The following is a 17,835-nucleotide window of genomic DNA, read 5'->3' on the forward strand; positions in this document are numbered from 1 at the left end:
GGACCTTCGCGCGCGGCGGAGCGCGAGGCAAGGCGTTCGCGCCCGCCGGGGCGGCATCGCTGCTGCCGCCGCTCCGGCAGGAGCCGGCAGCGATGCCGCGCGATCGCCCCGCGCGCCTCCGCCTCGCAGGAGGGGGGCCGCAGGTCCCGACCCGGCGTGGCCGCGGGCCATGCCGGGTGCCGGAGGCGGGGACGGGGGAAGGTGCCGCGGGCCGGGGCGCGTCGCCACGCGCCGGCCGCGCCGGAGGCGGCTGCGGTCCGGGGCGCGGGACCGGCGGCGCCCGGGAGCGGAGGCGCCGCTGCCGCCTTCCGCCACTGCGGCGCCGCGCCGCCCCCCGATCCGGCGCCGGCCGGCCCGTTGCGCGCCGCCGCCGCCGCTATATCGTCATTCGACGATTGCCGAACGAGAGGCAGGCCGTGAGCCGCCGCGCCGCCCCCCGCCCCGACGCCGCCGACGAGGAGCTCGCCGCCCTGGCGAAGGCGCTCGCGCATCCCGCCCGGGTCCGCGTGCTGCGCCTGCTCGCCCGGCGCGGGGACGGCTGCATCGGCTGCGACATCGTGGCCGACCTCGAGCTCGCCCAGTCCACCGTCTCCGAGCACCTGCGCGTCCTCAAGGCCGCGGGGCTGATCGAGGGCGCGGTGGACGGGCCGCGCGTCTGCTACCGCCTGCGCCGCGCGGGCCTCGCCCGCCTCAAGGGGCTCGTCGCCGCGCTCTGATCCGGGGAACCCGCCGATGACCGCCGCCGCCGCGGCGGCGCCGCCCGCGCGCCGCCTGTCCTTCCTCGACCGCCACCTGACGCTCTGGATCTTCGCCGCCATGGCGGCCGGCGTCGCGCTCGGCTACCTCGTCCCCGGGCTGCCCGCGCTGCTCGACGCCGCCGCGGTCAACGGCACCAACCTGCCGATCGCCCTCGGCCTGATCCTGATGATGTATCCACCGCTCGCCCGCGTGCGCTACGAGGCGCTGCCGCAGGTCTTCGCCGACACCCGCGTGCTCGCGCTCTCGCTGGTGCAGAACTGGGTCGTCGGCCCGCTGCTGATGTTCGCGCTGGCGGTGCTGTTCCTGCCGGACCGGCCCGAGTACATGACGGGGGTGATCCTGATCGGCCTGGCGCGCTGCATCGCCATGGTGATCGTCTGGAACCAGCTCGCGCGCGGCGACAACCAGTACGTGGCCGGGCTGGTCGCCTTCAACAGCGTCTTCCAGCTGCTGTTCTTCGGGCTCTACGCCTGGGTCTTCCTCTCCGTCCTGCCGCCGCTGCTCGGGCTGGAGGGGCGGGTGGTGGAGGTCTCCTTCGCCACCGTCGCCGGCGCGGTGCTGCTCTACCTCGGCGTGCCCTTCGCCGCCGGCTTCCTGACCCGGCGCGTCCTCGTCGCGCGCCGGGGGGAGGAATGGTACGCGCGCGCCTTCCTGCCGCGCATCGCGCCGCTGACGCTGGCGGCGCTGCTGTTCACCATCGTCGCCATGTTTGCGCTGCGGGGCGGCGACGTGGTGCGGCTGCCGCTCGATGCGCTGCGCATCGCGCTGCCGCTCGCGATCTACTTCGTCGTCATGTTCCTGGTCAGCTTCGCCATGGGCCGGCTGGTCGAGGCCGACTACCCGCGCGCCACCGCCATCGCCTTCACCGCCGCCTCCAACAATTTCGAACTGGCGATCGCGGTGGCGATCGCCGCCTTCGGCCTGGCCTCGCCGGTCGCCTTCGCCACCGTCATCGGCCCGCTGGTCGAGGTGCCGGTGCTGATCCTCCTGGTGAAGGTGGCCGAGCGGCTCGGCCGGGCCTGGTTCCCCCGGAGCGCGGAGGCATCCCGATGAGCGACGGAATCCTGTTCCTGTGCGTCGCCAACGCGGCGCGCAGCCAGATGGCGGAGGGCCTCGCCCGTGCCCGGTTCGGCCCGGGGCGGCGGATCGCCAGCGCCGGGTCGCGGCCCGGCGTCCTGCACCCGCTGGCGGTCGCGGCGATGGCCGAGATCGGGATCGACATCTCCGGGCAGCGGTCGAAGGGGATCGAGGAGGTCGATCTCTCGCGCTTCGACACGATCGTGACGCTGTGCGCCGAGGAGGTCTGCCCGGTGGTGCCCGGCCGGGTCCGGAGGCTCCACTGGCCGATTCCCGATCCGGCCGCCGCCGGCACCCTGGAGGCCTTCCGCGCAGCGCGGGACGCGATCGCCCGCAGGCTGGACGAACTTCCGGCCTGATGGACGGGCCGCCGCGCCCGCCCTGCCGCGCGCCTCCGGTATGGCGCGGCAACGAACCGGTGTAGGCTCCCTGCGATGACCAGCGCGCGCCGCGGGCCGAGGCCAGGCTCCGCCCCCCGCTTCCGGCCGGGGACGGCCCTGGCGGCGGCGCTCCTGCTCGCTGCCCCGGCGCCGCGTGCCCAGCCGGTCGCCGACCCCTCCCAGGGCGGCCCGCCGCCGCGGATTCCGCTCGTCAAGCCGGAGCCCGCCCCGCCCGGCGCCGCCTGGATGCCCGGCTCCCCGGTCACCGGCCCGGGCGGCCAGCGCCTCCCCGTCGTCCTCACCCCGCCTCCGCCGCAGGATCCCGCCCTCGCCTCCCCCGCCGCCCTCGCCCCCGTCGTGCCGCCCGGCGTCGCGGAGGCCCTCCGCCAGGGCCGCCCCTTCACCATCACCGTCCTGCGCCGCGGCACGGCGGTGGAGTTCCGCGGCGACATCGTCCCCGGCGCCGCCCCGGCGCTGGAGGCGGTGCTGCGCGGCCAGGGCCGCGACGCCCAGGTCCTCCACCTCGTCTCCCCCGGCGGCATGAGGGGGGAGGCGATCCGCATGGCCTCCGTCGTCGCCCGCCACCGCCTCGACACCTTCGTGCGGAGCCAGTGCAATTCCGCCTGCGCGATGGTCTTCCTCGCCGGCCGGCGGCGCGTCATCCAGCAGGGCGCCGTCCTCGGCTTCCACCGCGGCACCCCGCTCGGCCTGCGCCCGGACCAGACCGGCGGCGTCCCGCTCGGGGCGGAGCTGCGCAGCGCGTTCCGCCACGCCGGCATCCCCCGCTGGTTCCTCGACCGCGTGGACGCCACCCCGCCCGACATGCTCTGGGTCCCGACGCCGGAGGAGCTGCTCGAGGCCCGCTACGTCCACCGCGTCGTCGCCGACGGCGAGGGCTTCTCCGCCGGCCTCCCCCCGGTCCGCGCCGGCCTCGCCGACATGCCGGAGCTGTTCCGCCGGGCGGGAGGCCCCCTCGCCGCCGCGGTCGCCGCGCTCTACCCCGGCCTCCCCTCCGCCGCCGCGGCCGAGGTCCTTCCCGCCTACAACGACGGCGCCGCGCCGGAGGAGCTGCAGGCCCTGATCCTCCGCGCCGCCCTCCCCCCCGCTCTCGCCCTTCTTCCCCAGGCGCCGGACGCGGAGGCGCTGACCGCCCTCGGCGCCCTCGGCATCATCGCCCAGGCGGTCGCCCTCGCGGCGCCCGAACTCTGCCCGGCGCTCGCCGCCGGCGGTGCGCCGCGCGTCGCCGCCCTCGCCGCCCTGACCGGCCCCGCCCGCGCCGTGCGCGACCAGGCCCTCTCCGCCCTCGCCCCCGTCCTGCTCGCCGCGTCCGGCCCGGCGCGCGCCGCGCCGCCGCCGCCGGACGCCCTGGCCGCGCCCCTCGCCCGGCTCCGCGCCCGCCTCGCCGCACGCCTCGCCCCCGCCCAGCAGGCCGCCGCCGCCGCCCTGCTGCGCCTCGCCGGCCCGGAGACCCCGCCCCGCCGGCCCGCCGCTTCCCAGCCGGGCCTTCCCTGCGACGCCATGGCCGCCGTCCACGCCGAGATCGCCGCCCTGCCGCCCGCGGATGCCGGCCCCCTCGCACGCCACCTTCTCGCCCTCGGGCAGTGACCTGCGCCGCGCCCCGGCCGGCGCGGGGCGGCCGCGCGCCCGGCGAGCGCCAGCCGCGCCGCCTCCCCGGCGCGCCTTCCCCTCGCGGCCAGCCCACCGGACTGTCCAGGGGCCGCCTCGCGCCAGGCGCACCCATCAAGGGGCGGCGCACGCGCCGCGCCATTCCTCCCGCGCAGCGGCCAAGCCGGGGCCGGTCAGCCGTCGCCCGGGAGCGGCACCTCGGGGAAGGCCGGCCCGAGCGGCACCTTGCCGCCGCCCCCCGGCGTCTCCTGCACGTAGGTCGGCCAGGCGAGCCCGCTCACCCGCCCGCGCAGCGCCGCGAGCAGCGCCCGCCCCTCCGCCGCCGGCACCGCGAAGCGCGCGGTTCCCGGCGCCGGATCGAGCTGGTGCAGGTAATAGGGCTTCACCCGGTGCCGCAGCATCGCCCGGAACAGCGCCTCCAGCGCCTCCACCGAGTCGTTCACCCCGCGCAGCAGCACGCTCTGCCCGAGCAGCACCGCCCCGGCGGAGGCCAGCCGTTGCAGCGCCTCCGCCGCCGCGGCCGAGAACTCGCGCGCATGGTTCGCGTGCACGCAGAGGAACAGCGGCTTCCCGATCGCGAGCGCCTGCGCCAGCGCCGGCGTCACCCGCGCCGGATCGGCCACCGGGACGCGGCTGTGGATGCGCAGGATCTCGATGTGCGGCAGCGCCGCGAGCCGGCCGAGGACGTGCCCGAGCCGCCGCGGCGAGAGCAGCAGCGGATCGCCCCCGGTCAGGATCGCCTCGCGCACCGCGGGCGTGCGCGCGAACCACTCCAGCGCCGCGGCGAGCTCGGCCTCGGTCAGCACCCCGCCGCCCGGGCCGACCGCCTCGCGGCGGAAGCAGAAGCGGCAGTACACCGGGCAGGCGAGCAGCGGCTTGAGCAGCGCCCGGTCGGGATAGCGGTGCACCACCCCCTTCACCGGGCTGTGCGGCGCATCCGCGGTCGGGTCGGGGAGCTCCCAGGGGGCGGTGACCAGCTCCGCCGGGTCGGGCACGTACTGGCGCGCGATCGGGTCGGCGGGATCGGCCGGGTCGATCAGCGCCCGCACGGCCGGGGTGATGGCGATGGCGTAGCGTTCGGCAACGCGGGCGATCGCCGCTTCGGCCTGCGGCGGCACCAGGCCGGCCCGCACCAGGGAGGCGGCATCGCGCAGGGTGCGCGCCGCGGCCCCGCGCGGCGCCTCGGCGGGCGGGGTGTGCGGCGCAGAACCCGGCGGCGTTGCGCCGCACGCGGCCTCTGGGCGGTAGGGGGCGCCATCCGGCATGGTGGCGCGACCTAGAGCAGATCGCGGCCGGCCGGAAGCGGCCGGGCGCGCGAATCCGCCCTGCCGCCAACGGATTCCGGCCGCCGCCACCCGCCCCTGCCATGCGCACGCCCCTCCCCCCCTGGCACCCCGAGAGCCTCGCCGCCCGCCTCCCCTTCCTGCACCGCCGCGCCCGCCTCGTTGCCGACACGCGCGCCTTCTTCGCCGCCCGCGGCTACACCGAGGTGGAGACGCCCTGCCTCGTGCCGGTGCCGGGGATGGAGGTGCATCTGCACGCCTTCCGCACCGAGTTCGTGCCGCACCTCGGCGCCGGGGAGCGGCGGACGCTGTGGCTGCGCACCTCGCCCGAGCTGGCGCTGAAGCGGCTGCTTGTGGCGGGCGCGGGCCCGGTGTTCGAGCTCGCCCGCGTCTGGCGCAACGGCGAGGTCAGCCCGCGCCACGCGCCGGAGTTCACGATGCTGGAGTGGTACCGGCCCGGCGCCACGATGGAGGCGCTGATGGACGAGACGGAGGCGTATGTGCGCGCCGTCTGCCCGCCGGTCGTCGTGCACGCGGGGATCGCCACCGACCTGACGCTGCCCTTCGAGCGCCTCAGCGTGGCGGAGGCCTTCGCGCGCTGGTGCGGCGGGCTCGACATCCTGGCGACCGAGGGCTGCGCGGCGCGGCTCGGCGCGCAGGCGGCGCGGATCGGCGTGCCGCCGCGGCCCGGCGAGTCGTGGGAGGACCTGTTCTTCCGCCTGCTGCTCGAACGGGTCGAGCCGAACATCGGCCGCGCGCGCGCGACCTTCCTGACCCACTGGCCGGCGCCGCAGGCCGCGCTCGCCCGGCGCGACCCGGCCGATCCGCGCGCCGCGCTGCGCTTCGAGCTGTTCGTCGCCGGGCTCGAGCTCGCCAACGCCTTCGACGAGCTGACCGATCCCGCCGAGCAGCGCGCCCGCTTCGAGCACGCCGCGGCGGAGCGGGCGCGCCTCTACGGCGGCGCGGGCTGGGGGGTGGACGAGGACTTCCTCGCCGCGCTCGCCCACGGCATGCCGGCGGGCAGCGGCATCGCCCTCGGCTTCGACCGCCTGGCGATGCTGGCGGGCGGGGCGGAGCGGATCGAGCAGGTGCTGTGGCTGCCGATGGAGTGGATGGTCGAGCCGCCGGGCCGGCGCGACCGCGGCTGACCGCCTGCTCGTGCGCGGGGCAACCCCTCCCGCTCGTTGCCCGGCGAGCGGATCCGCGCCCGCGGCCGCTTCGGCCGTCCGCGATGCACGCTAGCGCGGCCGGTCGCCCGCGAGCGTCACACGGTGCATCACGCGGCGGTGGCCGTGGTAGTCGTTCAGCGGGTAGTGCTGCGTGCAGCGGTTGTCCCAGAAGGCGACCGAGCCCGGGCGCCAGCGGAAGCGGCAGGTGAACTCCGGCTGCGTCAGGTGGCGGAACAGGTAGTCGAGCAGCGGCCTGCTCTCCTCCTCGGTCCAGCCGGCGAAGCGCACGGTGTGGCCGATGTTGACGTAGAGCGCCCTGCGCCCGGTCTCCGGATGGGTGCGCACCACCGGGTGCTCGGCCTCCAGCACCTCGGCCCGGCCGGTGCCGGAATCGCGCATGCGGTCCTCGCGCGTCGCGCTCGCATCCGCCTTGCGCGAGCTGTTGAGCGCCCTCAGCCCTTCCAGCGTGCGCCGGAGCCCGGGCGAGAGCGCCTCGTAGGCCGCGTACATGTCGGCGAACATGGTGTCGCCGCCGGCGGGCGGCAGCTCGCGCGCGATCAGCAGCGTCGCCATCGGCGGGCGTTCCAGGTAGGCGGTGTCGGAGTGCCAGACACCGCCGAAGTTGCGCCGCTCGCCCTCCCGCTTCACCACCGGCGTGATCTCCGGGAATCCGTCGAGGCCCTTGACGAAGGGGTATTCGACGACCTCGCCGAAGCGCCGGGCGAAGCCGAGGAACTCGGCCGGGCCGAGATGCTCCTGGTCGCGGAAGAAGAGCACGCCGTGGGCGAGCCAGAGGCGGCGCAGCTCCGCGATCTCCGCCGCGTCCATGCCGGGCGAGAGCCGCACCCCATGCACCTCGGCGCCGAGCGGGCCGCCTGAGAGGCGCTCGATGCGCCAGCGCCCGCCGGCCCCGCCCGCCGCCGCGCCGTCCGCCGTGGCCATGGCCGTGCCCTCCCGATGCCGTCGCCGTCCTGCCGGTCGGCCGGCATCATAGCCCGCTCGCCGGGGAGGCCCAGGGAGGAGGCGGGCGGGCCGCGCCCGGCCGCCGCGGCGCCCGCCGCTCAGCCCGCCGCGGCGCGCAGGCGGGCGAGCAGGGCAGGCGCCCGCTCGCGCGGCAGCGCGTAGAAGACGAAGACGTAGGGATCGGAGGCCGCGAACGCCGCGGGATCGGGCGAGGCGCGGTGCATCCGCGCGCGGTCGAGCGCGGCGGCGGGATGCCATTCCCCGTCCAGTTCGAACAGCACCTCGTAGCCGAGCGCGTCGAGGAAGGCGGGGACCGCCCAGGTCGCGCCCTCGCGGTGCCGCTCCTCGATCTCCAGGCTGAGGACGGGGCGGCAGCGCAGCAGCGTCCCGCGCGCGCCGCGCAGCACCTCGTACTCCGCGCCCTCGACGTCGAGCTTGAGCGCGGTCAGGTCGGACAGCGCGAGGTCGTCGAGGCGGAGCAGCTGCACGGCGAGGCGGGCGACGGCGACGCGCCCGCCGGCGAAGGCGGCGTAGTCCTTCGCGGTGGAGGCCCACTGCTCCTGCGCCACGCCGTCGAGCACGGGGACGGCGAGCGTCGCCTGGCCGGCGCGGTCGCCGAGGGCGGCGTTGCGGAGCGTCACGTGCGGCGGCACGGCGCCGCCGAAGGCGGCGCGGAGATTCGCCTCGAGCCGGGCGAAGGCGCCGGGATGCGGCTCGAAGGCGAGCACGCGGCTGCCGGGAAGGCGCGCGAAGGGAAGGGTGATCAGCCCCTCGTGCGCGCCGGCGTCCACCAGCGTGCCGCCCGGGCGGTGGAGCAGGCGATGGAAGGCGATCTCGTCCATCGCCGCGAGGATCGGGCACGGCGGCGGCGGCGTCCAATCGCGACCGGCGGAGCGGCGGCGTCCCCGCCCGGCCGGGTCAGAGCATCCGGCGCAGGGTGTCGTCCTTGCGGACGAGGTGGTGGAACAGCGCCGCCGCGACGTGCGCGAGCAGCAACGCGCCGAGCGCGATCGCCAGGCCGAAGTGGATGGCGGAGAGGACCGGCGCGATCGCCTCGTCCTTGCCGATCGGGCTCGGGACCGGGAACAGGCCGAACCAGCGGAGCGGGAAGCCCCAGGCGTTGGTCGCGAGGAAGCCGACGATCGGCTGGACCAGCAGGATGGCGTAGAGCAGGGCGTGGTTGAGATGCGCGGCCAGCGCCATGAGCGGCGGCAGGGGCGGCGTGATCGGCGGCGGCGGGTGCCCCGCGCGCCAGAGCAGGCGGAGCACCGCCAGCGCGAAGATCAGGAGGCCGGTGCTCTCGTGGATGTTGTAGAGGCGCAGCTTGAAGGCGGTGTCCGCGGGCTCGAAGAAGACGATCCAGATGCCGAGCACGGCGACGACGAGGATCAGCGCGGCGGTGAGCCAGTGCAGGGCGCGCGCGAGGGCGGTGTAGCGGGCCGCCGTGCCGGCGCGCCCGGTCGCAGCGGCGGAAGCGGCCCTGGCGGGCTCGGAGGCGTCCATGGGCGGGCTCCTCTCTCCGGTGTCCGGCGATCGCCGATGCTAGGCGGAAGCGGCGCGCCGGGGCCAGTTTCCCGGGACGGGCGAGGCCGGGGGCGACGGCGCGCCTGCCGGGGGCCTCTGGCCGCCGGGGCGGCGGGAGGGCAGGATCGCGCCATGCTCGCCGCGCATGCCGACTGGAGCGCCGATCCGCGCAAGCGCTGGGTCAGCGTGGCGCGCCGCGGCCGGCTGCCGGACGGCAGCAGCGGATGGCGCGCGGAGGCGCCGCGGCCGGTCGGCGATCCGGCGGCGCTGGTGCGGGCGCTGCTCGCCGAGGGCGCGCCGGTCGCGCTCGGGCTCGACCTGCCGCTCGGGCTGCCGAGGGCGTATGCGGCGCGGCGCGGCGAGGCCGGGTTCGTGGCGTTCCTGCGCGCGCTCGCGGAGCGGCCCGGCTTCTTCGCGGTGAACGCGACGCTGGAGACGGTCTGCGCCGAGCGGCCCTTCTATCCGGCGCGCGGCGTGAAGGGCATGACGCGCGCGGCGCACGCGGCGGCGCTCGGCCTCGGCGGCCCCGAGGCGCTGTCGCGCTGGTGCGACCGCGCGACGGCGGAGCGGCCGGCGGGAGCGCCGGTGTTCTGGACGCTCGGGGCGAACCAGAGCGGCAAGGCGGCGATCGCGGCCTGGCGCGACTGGCTGGCCCCGGCGCTGGCCGCGGGGGCGCCGCTGCGGCTGTGGCCGTTCGAGGGCGGGCTGCACGCCCTGCTCGCCCCCGGCGCGGCGGTGCTGGCGGAGGTCTATCCGGCCGAGGCGCTGCGCCACTGCGGGCTGCGCCTTGCGGGGAGCAAGCGGGCGCAGGCGGCGCGGCGGGCGCTGGCGCCGGCGCTGCGCGCGGCGATGGCGGCGCGGCGGGTGGCGCCCTCGCCGGCGCTGGCGGCGGCGGTGGCGGAGGGGTTCGGCGCCGACGCGGCGGGCGAGGACCGCTTCGATTCGCTGGTCGGGCTGCTCGGGCTGATCGGCGTGCTCGACGGGGCGCGGCCGGACTTCGTGCCGGAGGATCCGTGGGTGCGGCGCTGGGAAGGATGGGTGCTGGGGCAGACGGCGCTGCCGCGCGGGGTTGCGACGGAACACGACGCGCCGGCGCCGGCTGCGGCCTAACGCGGCGCGGCCACGCGCCGGCCCCGACACCGCCCGCATGGCGCCGGGAAGGAGGCCGGGAGGGCCAGGGAGCGGCGATGGCGACGACCTATGCGGCGATGATCCATGTTGGAGGCGGGGACGGGAGACGGGGCCGCAACCACGCTCGCGGGGAGCTCGCTTGCCGGTTCGGCGCCGCCCTGATCGGCCTCGCGGCGCGCCCGGTCGCGCCGCCGCCGCCGCCGGACCAGGCGGCGGTGGGCGACGCCGCTCCGCGCGCCCGGACGGTCGCGGCCGAGGCAGCGCGCTTGCGCCCGGCGCAGCAGCGCCTGCAGGCGCGCTTCCGCGCCAGCGCCACGGGGAGGCGCCGGCAGTCGCCTGGCGCGCCTTCCTCGAGGATCCGACGGCGGCGCTCATCCGCGAGGGACACGCAGCCGACCTGCCGATCGTCGGCGGGGGGGGGGGGGGGGGGCCCCCCCCCCCCCCCCCCGCCGCGGCGGATCTCGGCCGCGTGCCGGTCGAGGCCGGGCGGCCGCTCCTCGTTGCACCCGCCGGTGTAGCCACCCTCGCCGCCCGGCGGTTCCTGGCCGCCTGGAAAGAGGCGCGCGAGACGCGGCGGGCCGTCACCGACACGCTGCCCTTCCTCGTCGCCGCAGAGCACGTCCTGGTGCTGCAGGTCGGCGGGGACGGCGGCGGAATCGCCGCGGCGAAGCGCGCCGGGGCCGATGGACGGAGGCGGAGGTGCGCCGCGCCCGCCCCGGGCGCGTCGCCGACAAGCTGCTCCCCGCGGCCGAACGGGGCGGGGCCGCCCGGATCTACGCCCGCCGCGGCGGCCCCCCCCCGCGGCGCCAATGGCTGCTCGGCGGCGTGACCCGCGACCTGCTCGCCGTCCGCCCGCGTTGCTTCCTGCTCAGCCACGGACGGGCGGGGCGCCGGTCCGCCGCGGTTGGCCGACCCGCCCGCGCCCGCGCCGCCGCGGCCGCGCGGGCGGCGAGGGGGGCGTTGCGGCGCGGGCGTCTGCCCGCCGCCTTGCGGAGGAGGCGGCCGCACCGGCAAGCCGGCGGGCGGGAATAATCGCCCCCCGCCGCGCGTCTTATTGCTATGCTGAAGCCGAGCCGCCAGTGTCCAAGGAACGGACCGTGACCGAGCGCGATGCGCGCATCGAGGCCGTCATCCCTGCGCTGCGCCGGTTCGCGTGGTCGCTGCTGCGCGACCCGGACGCGGCCGACGACCTGGTCCAGGACTGCCTCGAGCGTGCGCTGGGCCGCTGGCACCTGCGGCGGGCGGACGGCGACCTCAAGGCGTGGCTGTTCGCCATCCTCTACAACGCCCATGTCAGCGGCCGCCGCCGCGAGGCGCGCCGCTTCCGCCTGCTCGGCGAGGTCGCCGGCATGGCCGAGCAGGCGACCGGCCCGCAGGCCCCGGACGCGGCGATGCAGTGCGCCGACGTGCTCCGCCACCTCGACGCCCTGCCGGAGGAACAGCGCGCGACGCTGCTGCTCGTCGGCGTGGAGGGCCTCGGCTACGAGGAGGCGGCGCGCGTGCTCGGCGTGCCGGTCGGCACGGTGATGTCGCGGCTGAGCCGCGGCCGCGAGCGCCTGCGCCGGCTGGTCGAGGGCGGGGGCGAGCCGGCGGTCCCGGTGCCGCTGCGCGTGGTGCGCTGAGATGAGGGACCCGCGAGACCAGCCCCCGATCGGCGAGGACGACCTGCAGGCCTACGTGGACGAGCGGCTCGACGCCGCGCGCCTCGCCCGGGTTCGCCGCTACCTGGAAGAGCAGCCGGAGGCGGCGGCCCGCGTCCGCGCGATGGTGGCGCAGCGCGATGCGCTCCGCGCCGCCCTCGCGCCCAAGGCGAGCGAGCCCATCCCGGTGCGGCTGCGGGTCGCGCACCTGCGCGCCGGGCTGCGCCGGCGGCGCTGGCGCCGGCTGCGCGGCGTGGCGGCGGCCGTGCTGCTGGTGCTGCTCGGCGCCGGCGCCGGCTGGCTCGCGCGCGGCGGCTGGGGCGGGACCGCCGTCCCCGCCGCGCCGCCGATGGCCGAGGCGGCGGAGGCGCATCGCCTCTTCGCGCAGGAGACGCGCCGCGCCGTGCTGCCGGCCGCGGCGGATGCGGGCGATCTGAGCGACTGGCTGTCCGACCGGCTGGGCGCGCCCGTCGTGGTGCCGGACCTGCTCGGCGCCGGCTACCGGCCGCTGGACGGCCACCTCCTGCCCTCGCCGCAGGGGACGGCGGCGGTGGTGATGTACGAGCGGATCGGCGGCCGGACCCGGCTCTCCTTCTATGTGCGCCCCGCGCCGGGCACCCCGGCGGACCGGCTGCGCTGCGCCGACCATCCCGGCGGCTACGTCACCTACTACTGGTTCGACGGCCGCTTCGGCTACGCCGTCACGGCCGCGCTGCCGCGGGACGAGCTGCGCGGCATCGCCCACGCGGCGGAGCGGGAGGTGCGGGAAGGACCGCGGCCGCGCGCCGCGACCCGGCTCGCCAGCGGCCAGCCCGTGCCGCGGGTGTGCCTCGGCTGAGGGCCGCGGAAAGAGGAAGTATCGAGGGAGGAAGACATGAAGCCCAGGACCGGCCGCCCCGAGCGGGGTCTGCTCGAACTCTACCGCGACGATCCCGAGCGCGCCGACGCCCTGGTATGGGGCCGCCGCGGCGCGCTCCGCGGCGCGGCCCTCGCCGCCATGGGGGCGGCGGTGGGGGCGGCGATCCCCTTCGCCCGGCGCATGCCGCCCGGGCTGGTGCCGGCGGCGCTCGCCCAGCCGGCCGCCTCCGGCAGCGGCGGCCAGCCGAACCTGCTGCGCATGGAGGGCAAGGCGCCGCTCGTGATCCTCGGCGAGCGGCCGCTGGTGGCCGAGACGCCCGAGCACATGCTCGACGACGAGGTGACGCCGGCGGACAAATTCTTCATCCGCAACAACGGCCAGATCCCCGAGCCCTTCGCCGGCGACCCGAAGAGCTGGACGCTGCGCATCGAGGGCGAGGTGAACACGCCGCTCGCGCTCACGCTGGGCGAGATCGAGCAGCGCTTCCCGCTGGTGACGCGCCGGCTGCAGATGGAGTGCGGCGGCAACGGCCGCGGCTTCTTCAGCCCCGAGACGCGCGGCAACCAGTGGGGCAACGGCGCCATCTCCTGCGCCGAGTGGACCGGCGTCCGGCTGCGCGACCTGCTACAGGCGGCGGGCCTCAAGGAGAGCGCCAGGTTCACCGGCCACTACGGCGCCGACCCCCACCTCTCGGGCGATCCCAACCGGCCGGCGATCAGCCGCGGCATGCGCATCGAGAAGGCGCTGGACGAGGACACGCTCGTCGCGCTGCGCATGAACGGCCAGCCGATTCCGCATGTCCACGGCGCGCCGGTGCGCCTAATCGTGCCCGGCTGGCCCGGCTCGCTCAGCCAGAAGTGGCTGACCCGCATCCTGATCCGCGCCACCCCGCACGACGGGCCGGGCATGGGCGGCACCTCCTACCGCGTGCCGGTGCGCCCGATCGTCCCCGGCAGCCGCAACGACGGGCGCGACTTCGTGGACCTCGAGTCCATGCCGGTGCGCTCGATCCTCACCAACGTCGCCCACGGCACGCGCCTGCCCGCCGGCACGCGCGGGCTCGACGTGCGCGGCTTCGCCTGGGCCGGCGACAAGACGGTGCGGGCAGTGCACCTCTCGGTGGACTACGGCGCGACCTGGCAGGAGGCGCGCGTCGCCGAGCCCGCCAACCGGCACGCCTGGCAGCGCTGGAGCGGGCGCGTGGCGCTGCCGACCGACGGCTACTACGAGATCTGGTACCGCGCTACCGACAGCGACGGGCGCATGCAGCCGCACGTGGCCGGGAACTGGAACCCGCAGGGCTACGGCGCCAACCCTATCAGCCGCATCGCGGTGCTGGTCGGCTAGGCGATGACGCTGACGCGGGCGGTGATCGCCAGCCTGGTGCTGGCCGCGGTGGTGCTGTTCGGCCAGAAGCACGGCCTCTGGGGCGTGCGGGAGGCGCCGGCGCCGCCGCCGCCGACGCCGGCCGCCCTCGCCTTCCGGCGCGCGCAGGAGGAGGCGGCGGCGCGCGCGGAGGCGGCGCGCGCGGAAGCCGCCCGCCTCGCCGCCGTGACCCAGCCCGCGGAGACGCCCGAGGTGCTGCCGCCCGGCGAGGGGCGCGAGGAGGTGTTCGGCGCCTGCACCGCCTGTCACAGCACGGCGATCATCCGCCGCTCCCGCTTCACCCGCCAGCAATGGGACGATCTGATGGACTGGATGGTGGAGAAGCAGGGCATGAACCCGCTCGATGCCGAGCAGCGGCGACGCATCGTGGACTACCTCGCCGCCGCCTTCCCGGCCGCCTCGGGCAGCGCCGGGCGGCGGGCGCCCAACCCCTTCCTCACGGACTGACGACCGGCATGACCGAGCCCCGCAACCCCTCCCCCCTCCCGCCCGGCGGCCGCCTGCCGGCGGATCGCCCGGCTGCTCGGCGCGTGCCTCCTCGCCGCCGGCGGGGCCGCCTCGGGGCTCGTGCCCTACGAGGTGGTGGACGGCGCCATCCCGCGCCGGCTCACCGACCGGCCCGGCGATCCGGAGCGCGACCGCGCGCTCGTGCTCAACCGCTCGAAGGGCAACTGCATCACCTGTCACGAGATGCCGCTGCCGGCGGACTTCCAGGGCACGATCGCCCCCCCCCCGCTCGCCGGCGTGGCGAGCCGCTACGAGCCGGGCGAGCTCCGCCTGCGCCTGGTGGACAGCAAGCGCATCAATCCGGAGAGCAACACGCCCTCCTACTACCGGGTCGAGGGGCTGCGGGACGTGCGGCGCGACTGGGCGGGGAAGCCTATGCTGGAGGCGCAGGAGATCGAGGACGTCCTCGCCTACCTGCTGACCCTGCGATGACCGGGAAGCGGCACATTGGAATCGCGATTGGAGAGCGCGTCATGAGGACCATGGCGGGGCGGTCGCGCCACCTGCTCGCCGCCGCGGCGGGTGGGGCGGCGATCGCCGTCCTGCCGAAGGCGGCGGACGCGCAGATGCGGCCCGCGGCGGCGAAGGCGATCCGGCGGGCGATCGGCGAGCGGACGCCGCGGGAGGGGCGCGTGACGCTGCGCCTCCGCCCGATCGCGGAGAGCGGCAACGCCATGCCGCCCAGCGTCAGCGTGGAAAGCCCGATGACGGCGGCCGATCACGTCAAGCGGGTCTTCGTCTTCGCGGACAAGAACCCGACGCCGGAGGTGGCGAAGGGAGCATGACGCCGTGGCCATGGAAGCGGGCTATGCCGGCGCAGTGCTGGCGGGGGCGCTGTACTTCTCAGCCCTGCTCGGTTTCCTCGACGGCGTGACGCTGCGCGCCGCACCGGCGGAGGCGGCGCGGTCGCGGAGGTGCCGGACCGCCGGCGGGTGCTGCTCGCGCGCCCTTCTTCGTGCTCGGCTTCGCCACCGTCTCCACCGCCATGGGCGCGACGGCGAGCGCGCTGTCGCGGCTGCTCGCGGACCATCGGGACGCGCTCGCCGCCGGCGCGGTGCTGCTCCGGTTCGGGCTGCACCTCGCCGGCGCCCTGCGGATCCCCGTCCTGGACTACCAGAGGCGGTTCCATCCGAGGCGAAGGCCGGTCTCCCCGCTCGGCGCCTATGCGGTCGGGCCCGCCTTCGGCTGGCGCCCTGCGTCGGGCCGGTTCTGGCGGGGATCCTGACGCTCGCCGCGGCGGGCGAGAGCGTCGCGCAGGGGGCGGCGCTGCTGTTCGCCTACGCGCCCGGCTCGGCGTGCCGTTCCTGCTGGCCGTCGCCTTCGTGACGCGTTCCTGCGCTTCGTCGGGCGTTTCCGGAGGCATTTCCGCCTGGTGGAGCTCGCGGCCGGCGTCCGCCTGGTCGTCGCCGCCGTGCTGGTGATGACCGGCGGTTCCCAGGAGATCGGCGCCTGGCTGCTGGAGCGTTGGCCGGAGCTGGGGCGCTTCGGGTGAGCGCGGCGCGGACGACGCCCTGAAGCCCGTCTTCGCCCGGCCGTGTGCGCGGCAACGGCTCCGGCGCGTTGTCTGCCGGGCGGTTTCGCGCTCCCGGCCGTTTCCCGCCGTCCGCGATCCGCCCTACATCAGCAGCCGGTCCTCCACGGCCTGGATCCCGGCGCAGGCGCAGGCGTCGTCCTCCGCCCCGCCCGGCGCGCCGGAGACGCCGATGCCGCCGACGATCACGCCGCCGTCCTCGACCGGCACGCCGCCGCCGAGGAACACCTAGACCGGGATGTGGCGGATCGCCGAGTTGAGCTGCCCCGCCTGAATGGCGGCCGAGAGCCCCCCGGTCGCGGCGCGGAAGCTCACCGCAGTGCGCGCCTTGGCGAGCGCGGTGTCGGGGGTGTGCAGCCCCGCCAGCACGTCGCGCAGCATCACCTGCACCACGCCGAAGCGGTCCACCACCGCGACGGCCACCTGGTATCCGCGGTCCCGGCACGCCTTCAGCGCCGCCTGCGCCGGCTCGAGCGCGAGCGGCGGGGCCATGACGCGGAAGGTGACGAAGTCGTCGTCGGCCGCCCGCGCCACCGGCGCCGCCGGCGCCAGCAGCGCGGCGGCGCCCAGCATCAGCGCCGTCCTCATTCTCGGGTTTCCTCCTCGCGGTGGGCGGCGGCAGCCGGGCGAGCGGCGCCTCGGCCTGCTGCCGGAAGAACAGGTCGCCCTGGTAGCCGACGATCCGCCCGATCTCGCGCCCGTCCCGGACCAGCACGAAGGTCGGCGTGAAGCGCCAGGGGCCGAGGAAGGCGAGGTCGGCCGGCAGTCCCCGCGCCAGGTCCACCCGGCGGAGCGGCGCGCGGCGCCCGAGGTCGGAGGCGTTCCACGCCGCCTCGCCGACCTCGCGCAGCCAGTGGCGGCATCACGGGCAGTCGTGCCGCTCGAGCAGGACGAGGACCGCGGCGGGCGGCTCCTCCGCGGCCGGCGCGGCGGCCGGCACGGCCGTCGCCGCCACGGTGCCGAGGAGCAGGCCGCGCCGCAGCATCGCCTGGCCTCAATTGGCGCTGCCGGCGGCCTGGCGCAGATAGGCGATCAGGTCGGCGAGCTGCTGCTCGTTGCGCAGGCCGACGAAGGACATCGTGCCCCGCGGGACCACGGCCTTCGGGTTGGCGAGGTAGGCGCGCAGCGTCTCCTCGTTCCAGACCAGGCCGCCCTCGCCCTTCTCGCGCATGTCCGCGGAATAGCGGAAGCCCTCGACGCTGCCGGCGCGGCGGCCGAACAGGCCGTGCAGGTTGGGGCCGACGCTGTTGCGGCCGCCCTGCTCGATGGTGTGGCAGGCGCGGCACTGGTTGAACACGCGCTGACCCGCTGCGGGGTCCTGCGCCCGCGCCGGGGCGGGCGCCAGGGCAAGGCTCCCGGCCAGGGCCGCTGCGATGGGAAGAAGGAGTCGAAACGCCATCGGTCCGGATCCTCCTCGGCCGCGCGATCACCGTGACCCGCGTGGGAATGGGAACGCGCCCTCGCGCGTCACATACGCGTCGGCGGCCGGCTGGACCCTGAACATGTCCAGCATGGCGCGCCGGGCGGAGAAGTAAAGACGGGCGGGGTGGGAAACGGCCGGAAGAGGCGGGGCGGCACTGCCCCGATCCGCACCGGCAACGGGCGCGGCCGCGCGCCGTGGTGGATTTCGAGGCGCTCGCGCGGCGATCCGCGCCGGGCGGTCGCCGGGCGAGGCGACACAAGGGAACCTCCATCGCATAAGAACGCGGCCGGCCGCAGGAGGCCCCCTGGAGACCCCTGCGAAACGCGCCTGATCGTGTGACGGAGGCGTGGCGGCGGCCTGGAGCGTCCTAGAGCGCACCCCAATTCGACCGGACACCCGGCGCAACCTGAGAGCGTGTTTGAGAGTCTGTCTCGAAACACCTTCGATATGAGAGTCTGTCTCGAATCTCATACGGAACGAGCGACGCGACGCAGCAGGACGATGACGGAGGCGGCGTAGAGGAAGGCGTTGGCGGAGGCGATGGTGGCCTCGAAATCCTTGGCGAGGCGGCGGTTGC

General features: G+C 76.8%; 19 protein-coding genes and 2 pseudogenes. 13 read left to right on the forward strand and 8 right to left on the reverse strand.

What is annotated here, in order from left to right:
* Positions 1–416 precede the first annotated feature (416 nt).
* The 4 genes from K1J50_RS12395 (at position 417) to K1J50_RS12410 (ending at position 3,821) form a co-directional block, all read left to right on the forward strand.
* The gene (locus K1J50_RS12395) at positions 417–716 is read left to right on the forward strand and encodes an ArsR/SmtB family transcription factor (RefSeq protein ID WP_220118025.1); all 300 of its coding nucleotides are present in this window, start codon (positions 417–419) and stop codon (positions 714–716) included.
* Positions 717–732: 16 nt separating this feature from the next.
* Positions 733–1,812, forward strand: a complete 1,080-nt coding sequence (gene arsB, locus K1J50_RS12400) for an ACR3 family arsenite efflux transporter (RefSeq protein WP_220118026.1) — start codon at positions 733–735, stop codon at positions 1,810–1,812.
* Entirely contained in the window at positions 1,809–2,195 is a 387-nt protein-coding gene (locus K1J50_RS12405) for an arsenate reductase ArsC (protein WP_220118027.1), read from the forward strand. The genes arsB and K1J50_RS12405 overlap by 4 nt, the downstream gene beginning before the upstream one ends.
* A 267-nt stretch (positions 2,196–2,462) precedes the next feature.
* On the forward strand, positions 2,463–3,821 hold the full coding sequence (locus K1J50_RS12410; protein ID WP_220118028.1) for a hypothetical protein: 1,359 nt from the start codon (positions 2,463–2,465) through the stop codon (positions 3,819–3,821).
* Positions 3,822–4,015: 194 nt separating this feature from the next.
* On the opposite strand, the gene K1J50_RS12415 is transcribed toward K1J50_RS12410, so the two are convergent.
* Positions 4,016–5,107 carry a lysine-2,3-aminomutase-like protein gene (locus tag K1J50_RS12415; RefSeq protein WP_220118029.1) on the reverse strand — a complete coding sequence of 364 codons (1,092 nt, stop codon included), beginning with the start codon at positions 5,105–5,107 and terminating at the stop codon, positions 4,016–4,018.
* A gap of 101 nt (positions 5,108–5,208) precedes the next feature.
* Here K1J50_RS12415 and epmA point away from each other — a divergent pair, with 101 nt between their 5' ends.
* Positions 5,209–6,273 carry an EF-P lysine aminoacylase EpmA gene (gene epmA / locus K1J50_RS12420; RefSeq protein WP_220118030.1) on the forward strand — a complete coding sequence of 355 codons (1,065 nt, stop codon included), beginning with the start codon at positions 5,209–5,211 and terminating at the stop codon, positions 6,271–6,273.
* A 90-nt stretch (positions 6,274–6,363) separates the two neighbouring features.
* Here the strand turns inward: epmA and K1J50_RS12425 are convergent, their stop codons facing one another.
* The 3 genes from K1J50_RS12425 to K1J50_RS12435 form a co-directional block, all read right to left on the reverse strand.
* Complete coding sequence (locus tag K1J50_RS12425) at positions 6,364–7,236, reverse strand: TauD/TfdA dioxygenase family protein (protein ID WP_220118031.1); 873 nt, start codon at positions 7,234–7,236, stop codon at positions 6,364–6,366.
* A 119-nt stretch (positions 7,237–7,355) separates the two neighbouring features.
* Positions 7,356–8,099, reverse strand: a complete 744-nt coding sequence (locus K1J50_RS12430) for an FkbM family methyltransferase (protein ID WP_220118032.1) — start codon at positions 8,097–8,099, stop codon at positions 7,356–7,358.
* Between the two features lie 76 nt (positions 8,100–8,175).
* Positions 8,176–8,760: a cytochrome b gene (locus tag K1J50_RS12435; RefSeq protein WP_220118033.1), complete on the reverse strand. Its 585-nt coding sequence runs from the start codon at positions 8,758–8,760 to the stop codon at positions 8,176–8,178.
* A gap of 153 nt (positions 8,761–8,913) precedes the next feature.
* Between K1J50_RS12435 and K1J50_RS12440 the strand changes: the two genes are divergently transcribed.
* The 8 genes from K1J50_RS12440 (at position 8,914) to K1J50_RS12475 (ending at position 15,529) form a co-directional block, all read left to right on the forward strand.
* Positions 8,914–9,891 carry a hypothetical protein gene (locus K1J50_RS12440; protein WP_220118034.1) on the forward strand — a complete coding sequence of 326 codons (978 nt, stop codon included), beginning with the start codon at positions 8,914–8,916 and terminating at the stop codon, positions 9,889–9,891.
* Positions 9,892–11,009: 1,118 nt separating this feature from the next.
* A complete protein-coding gene (locus K1J50_RS19150; RefSeq protein ID WP_369413588.1) occupies positions 11,010–11,534 on the forward strand; it encodes a sigma-70 family RNA polymerase sigma factor in 525 nt (174 codons plus the stop codon).
* Position 11,535: 1 nt separating this feature from the next.
* Positions 11,536–12,390: an anti-sigma factor family protein gene (locus K1J50_RS12450; protein ID WP_220118036.1), complete on the forward strand. Its 855-nt coding sequence runs from the start codon at positions 11,536–11,538 to the stop codon at positions 12,388–12,390.
* A 36-nt stretch (positions 12,391–12,426) separates the two neighbouring features.
* A complete protein-coding gene (locus tag K1J50_RS12455) occupies positions 12,427–13,758 on the forward strand; it encodes a sulfite oxidase (protein WP_220118037.1) in 1,332 nt (443 codons plus the stop codon).
* A gap of 3 nt (positions 13,759–13,761) precedes the next feature.
* Positions 13,762–14,244: a hypothetical protein gene (locus K1J50_RS12460; protein WP_220118038.1), complete on the forward strand. Its 483-nt coding sequence runs from the start codon at positions 13,762–13,764 to the stop codon at positions 14,242–14,244.
* 120 nt (positions 14,245–14,364) lie between these two features.
* Positions 14,365–14,736 carry a sulfur oxidation c-type cytochrome SoxX gene (gene soxX / locus K1J50_RS12465; RefSeq protein ID WP_220118039.1) on the forward strand — a complete coding sequence of 124 codons (372 nt, stop codon included), beginning with the start codon at positions 14,365–14,367 and terminating at the stop codon, positions 14,734–14,736.
* Between the two features lie 41 nt (positions 14,737–14,777).
* Positions 14,778–15,089 (forward strand): thiosulfate oxidation carrier protein SoxY, encoded by a 312-nt coding sequence (locus tag K1J50_RS12470; protein WP_220118040.1) that lies wholly within the window; start codon positions 14,778–14,780, stop codon positions 15,087–15,089.
* A 170-nt stretch (positions 15,090–15,259) separates the two neighbouring features.
* Positions 15,260–15,529 carry a cytochrome c biogenesis CcdA family protein gene (locus K1J50_RS12475; protein ID WP_220118041.1) on the forward strand — a complete coding sequence of 90 codons (270 nt, stop codon included), beginning with the start codon at positions 15,260–15,262 and terminating at the stop codon, positions 15,527–15,529.
* Positions 15,530–15,919: 390 nt separating this feature from the next.
* On the opposite strand, the pseudogene K1J50_RS19155 reads toward K1J50_RS12475, so the two are convergent.
* The 4 genes and pseudogenes from K1J50_RS19155 to K1J50_RS12500 form a co-directional block, all read right to left on the reverse strand.
* Positions 15,920–16,423: pseudogene (locus K1J50_RS19155) on the reverse strand (GlcG/HbpS family heme-binding protein).
* A gap of 274 nt (positions 16,424–16,697) precedes the next feature.
* A complete protein-coding gene (locus tag K1J50_RS19160) occupies positions 16,698–16,820 on the reverse strand; it encodes a hypothetical protein (protein WP_255575232.1) in 123 nt (40 codons plus the stop codon).
* 9 nt (positions 16,821–16,829) lie between these two features.
* The gene (locus tag K1J50_RS12495) at positions 16,830–17,234 is read right to left on the reverse strand and encodes a c-type cytochrome (protein ID WP_220118044.1); all 405 of its coding nucleotides are present in this window, start codon (positions 17,232–17,234) and stop codon (positions 16,830–16,832) included.
* Positions 17,235–17,725: 491 nt separating this feature from the next.
* Positions 17,726–17,835, reverse strand: a pseudogene (locus K1J50_RS12500) (IS5/IS1182 family transposase); the annotation flags it as partial.

It is taken from the genome of Caldovatus aquaticus (assembly GCF_019458025.1).
Taxonomy (GTDB): Bacteria; Pseudomonadota; Alphaproteobacteria; order Acetobacterales; family Acetobacteraceae; genus Caldovatus; species Caldovatus aquaticus.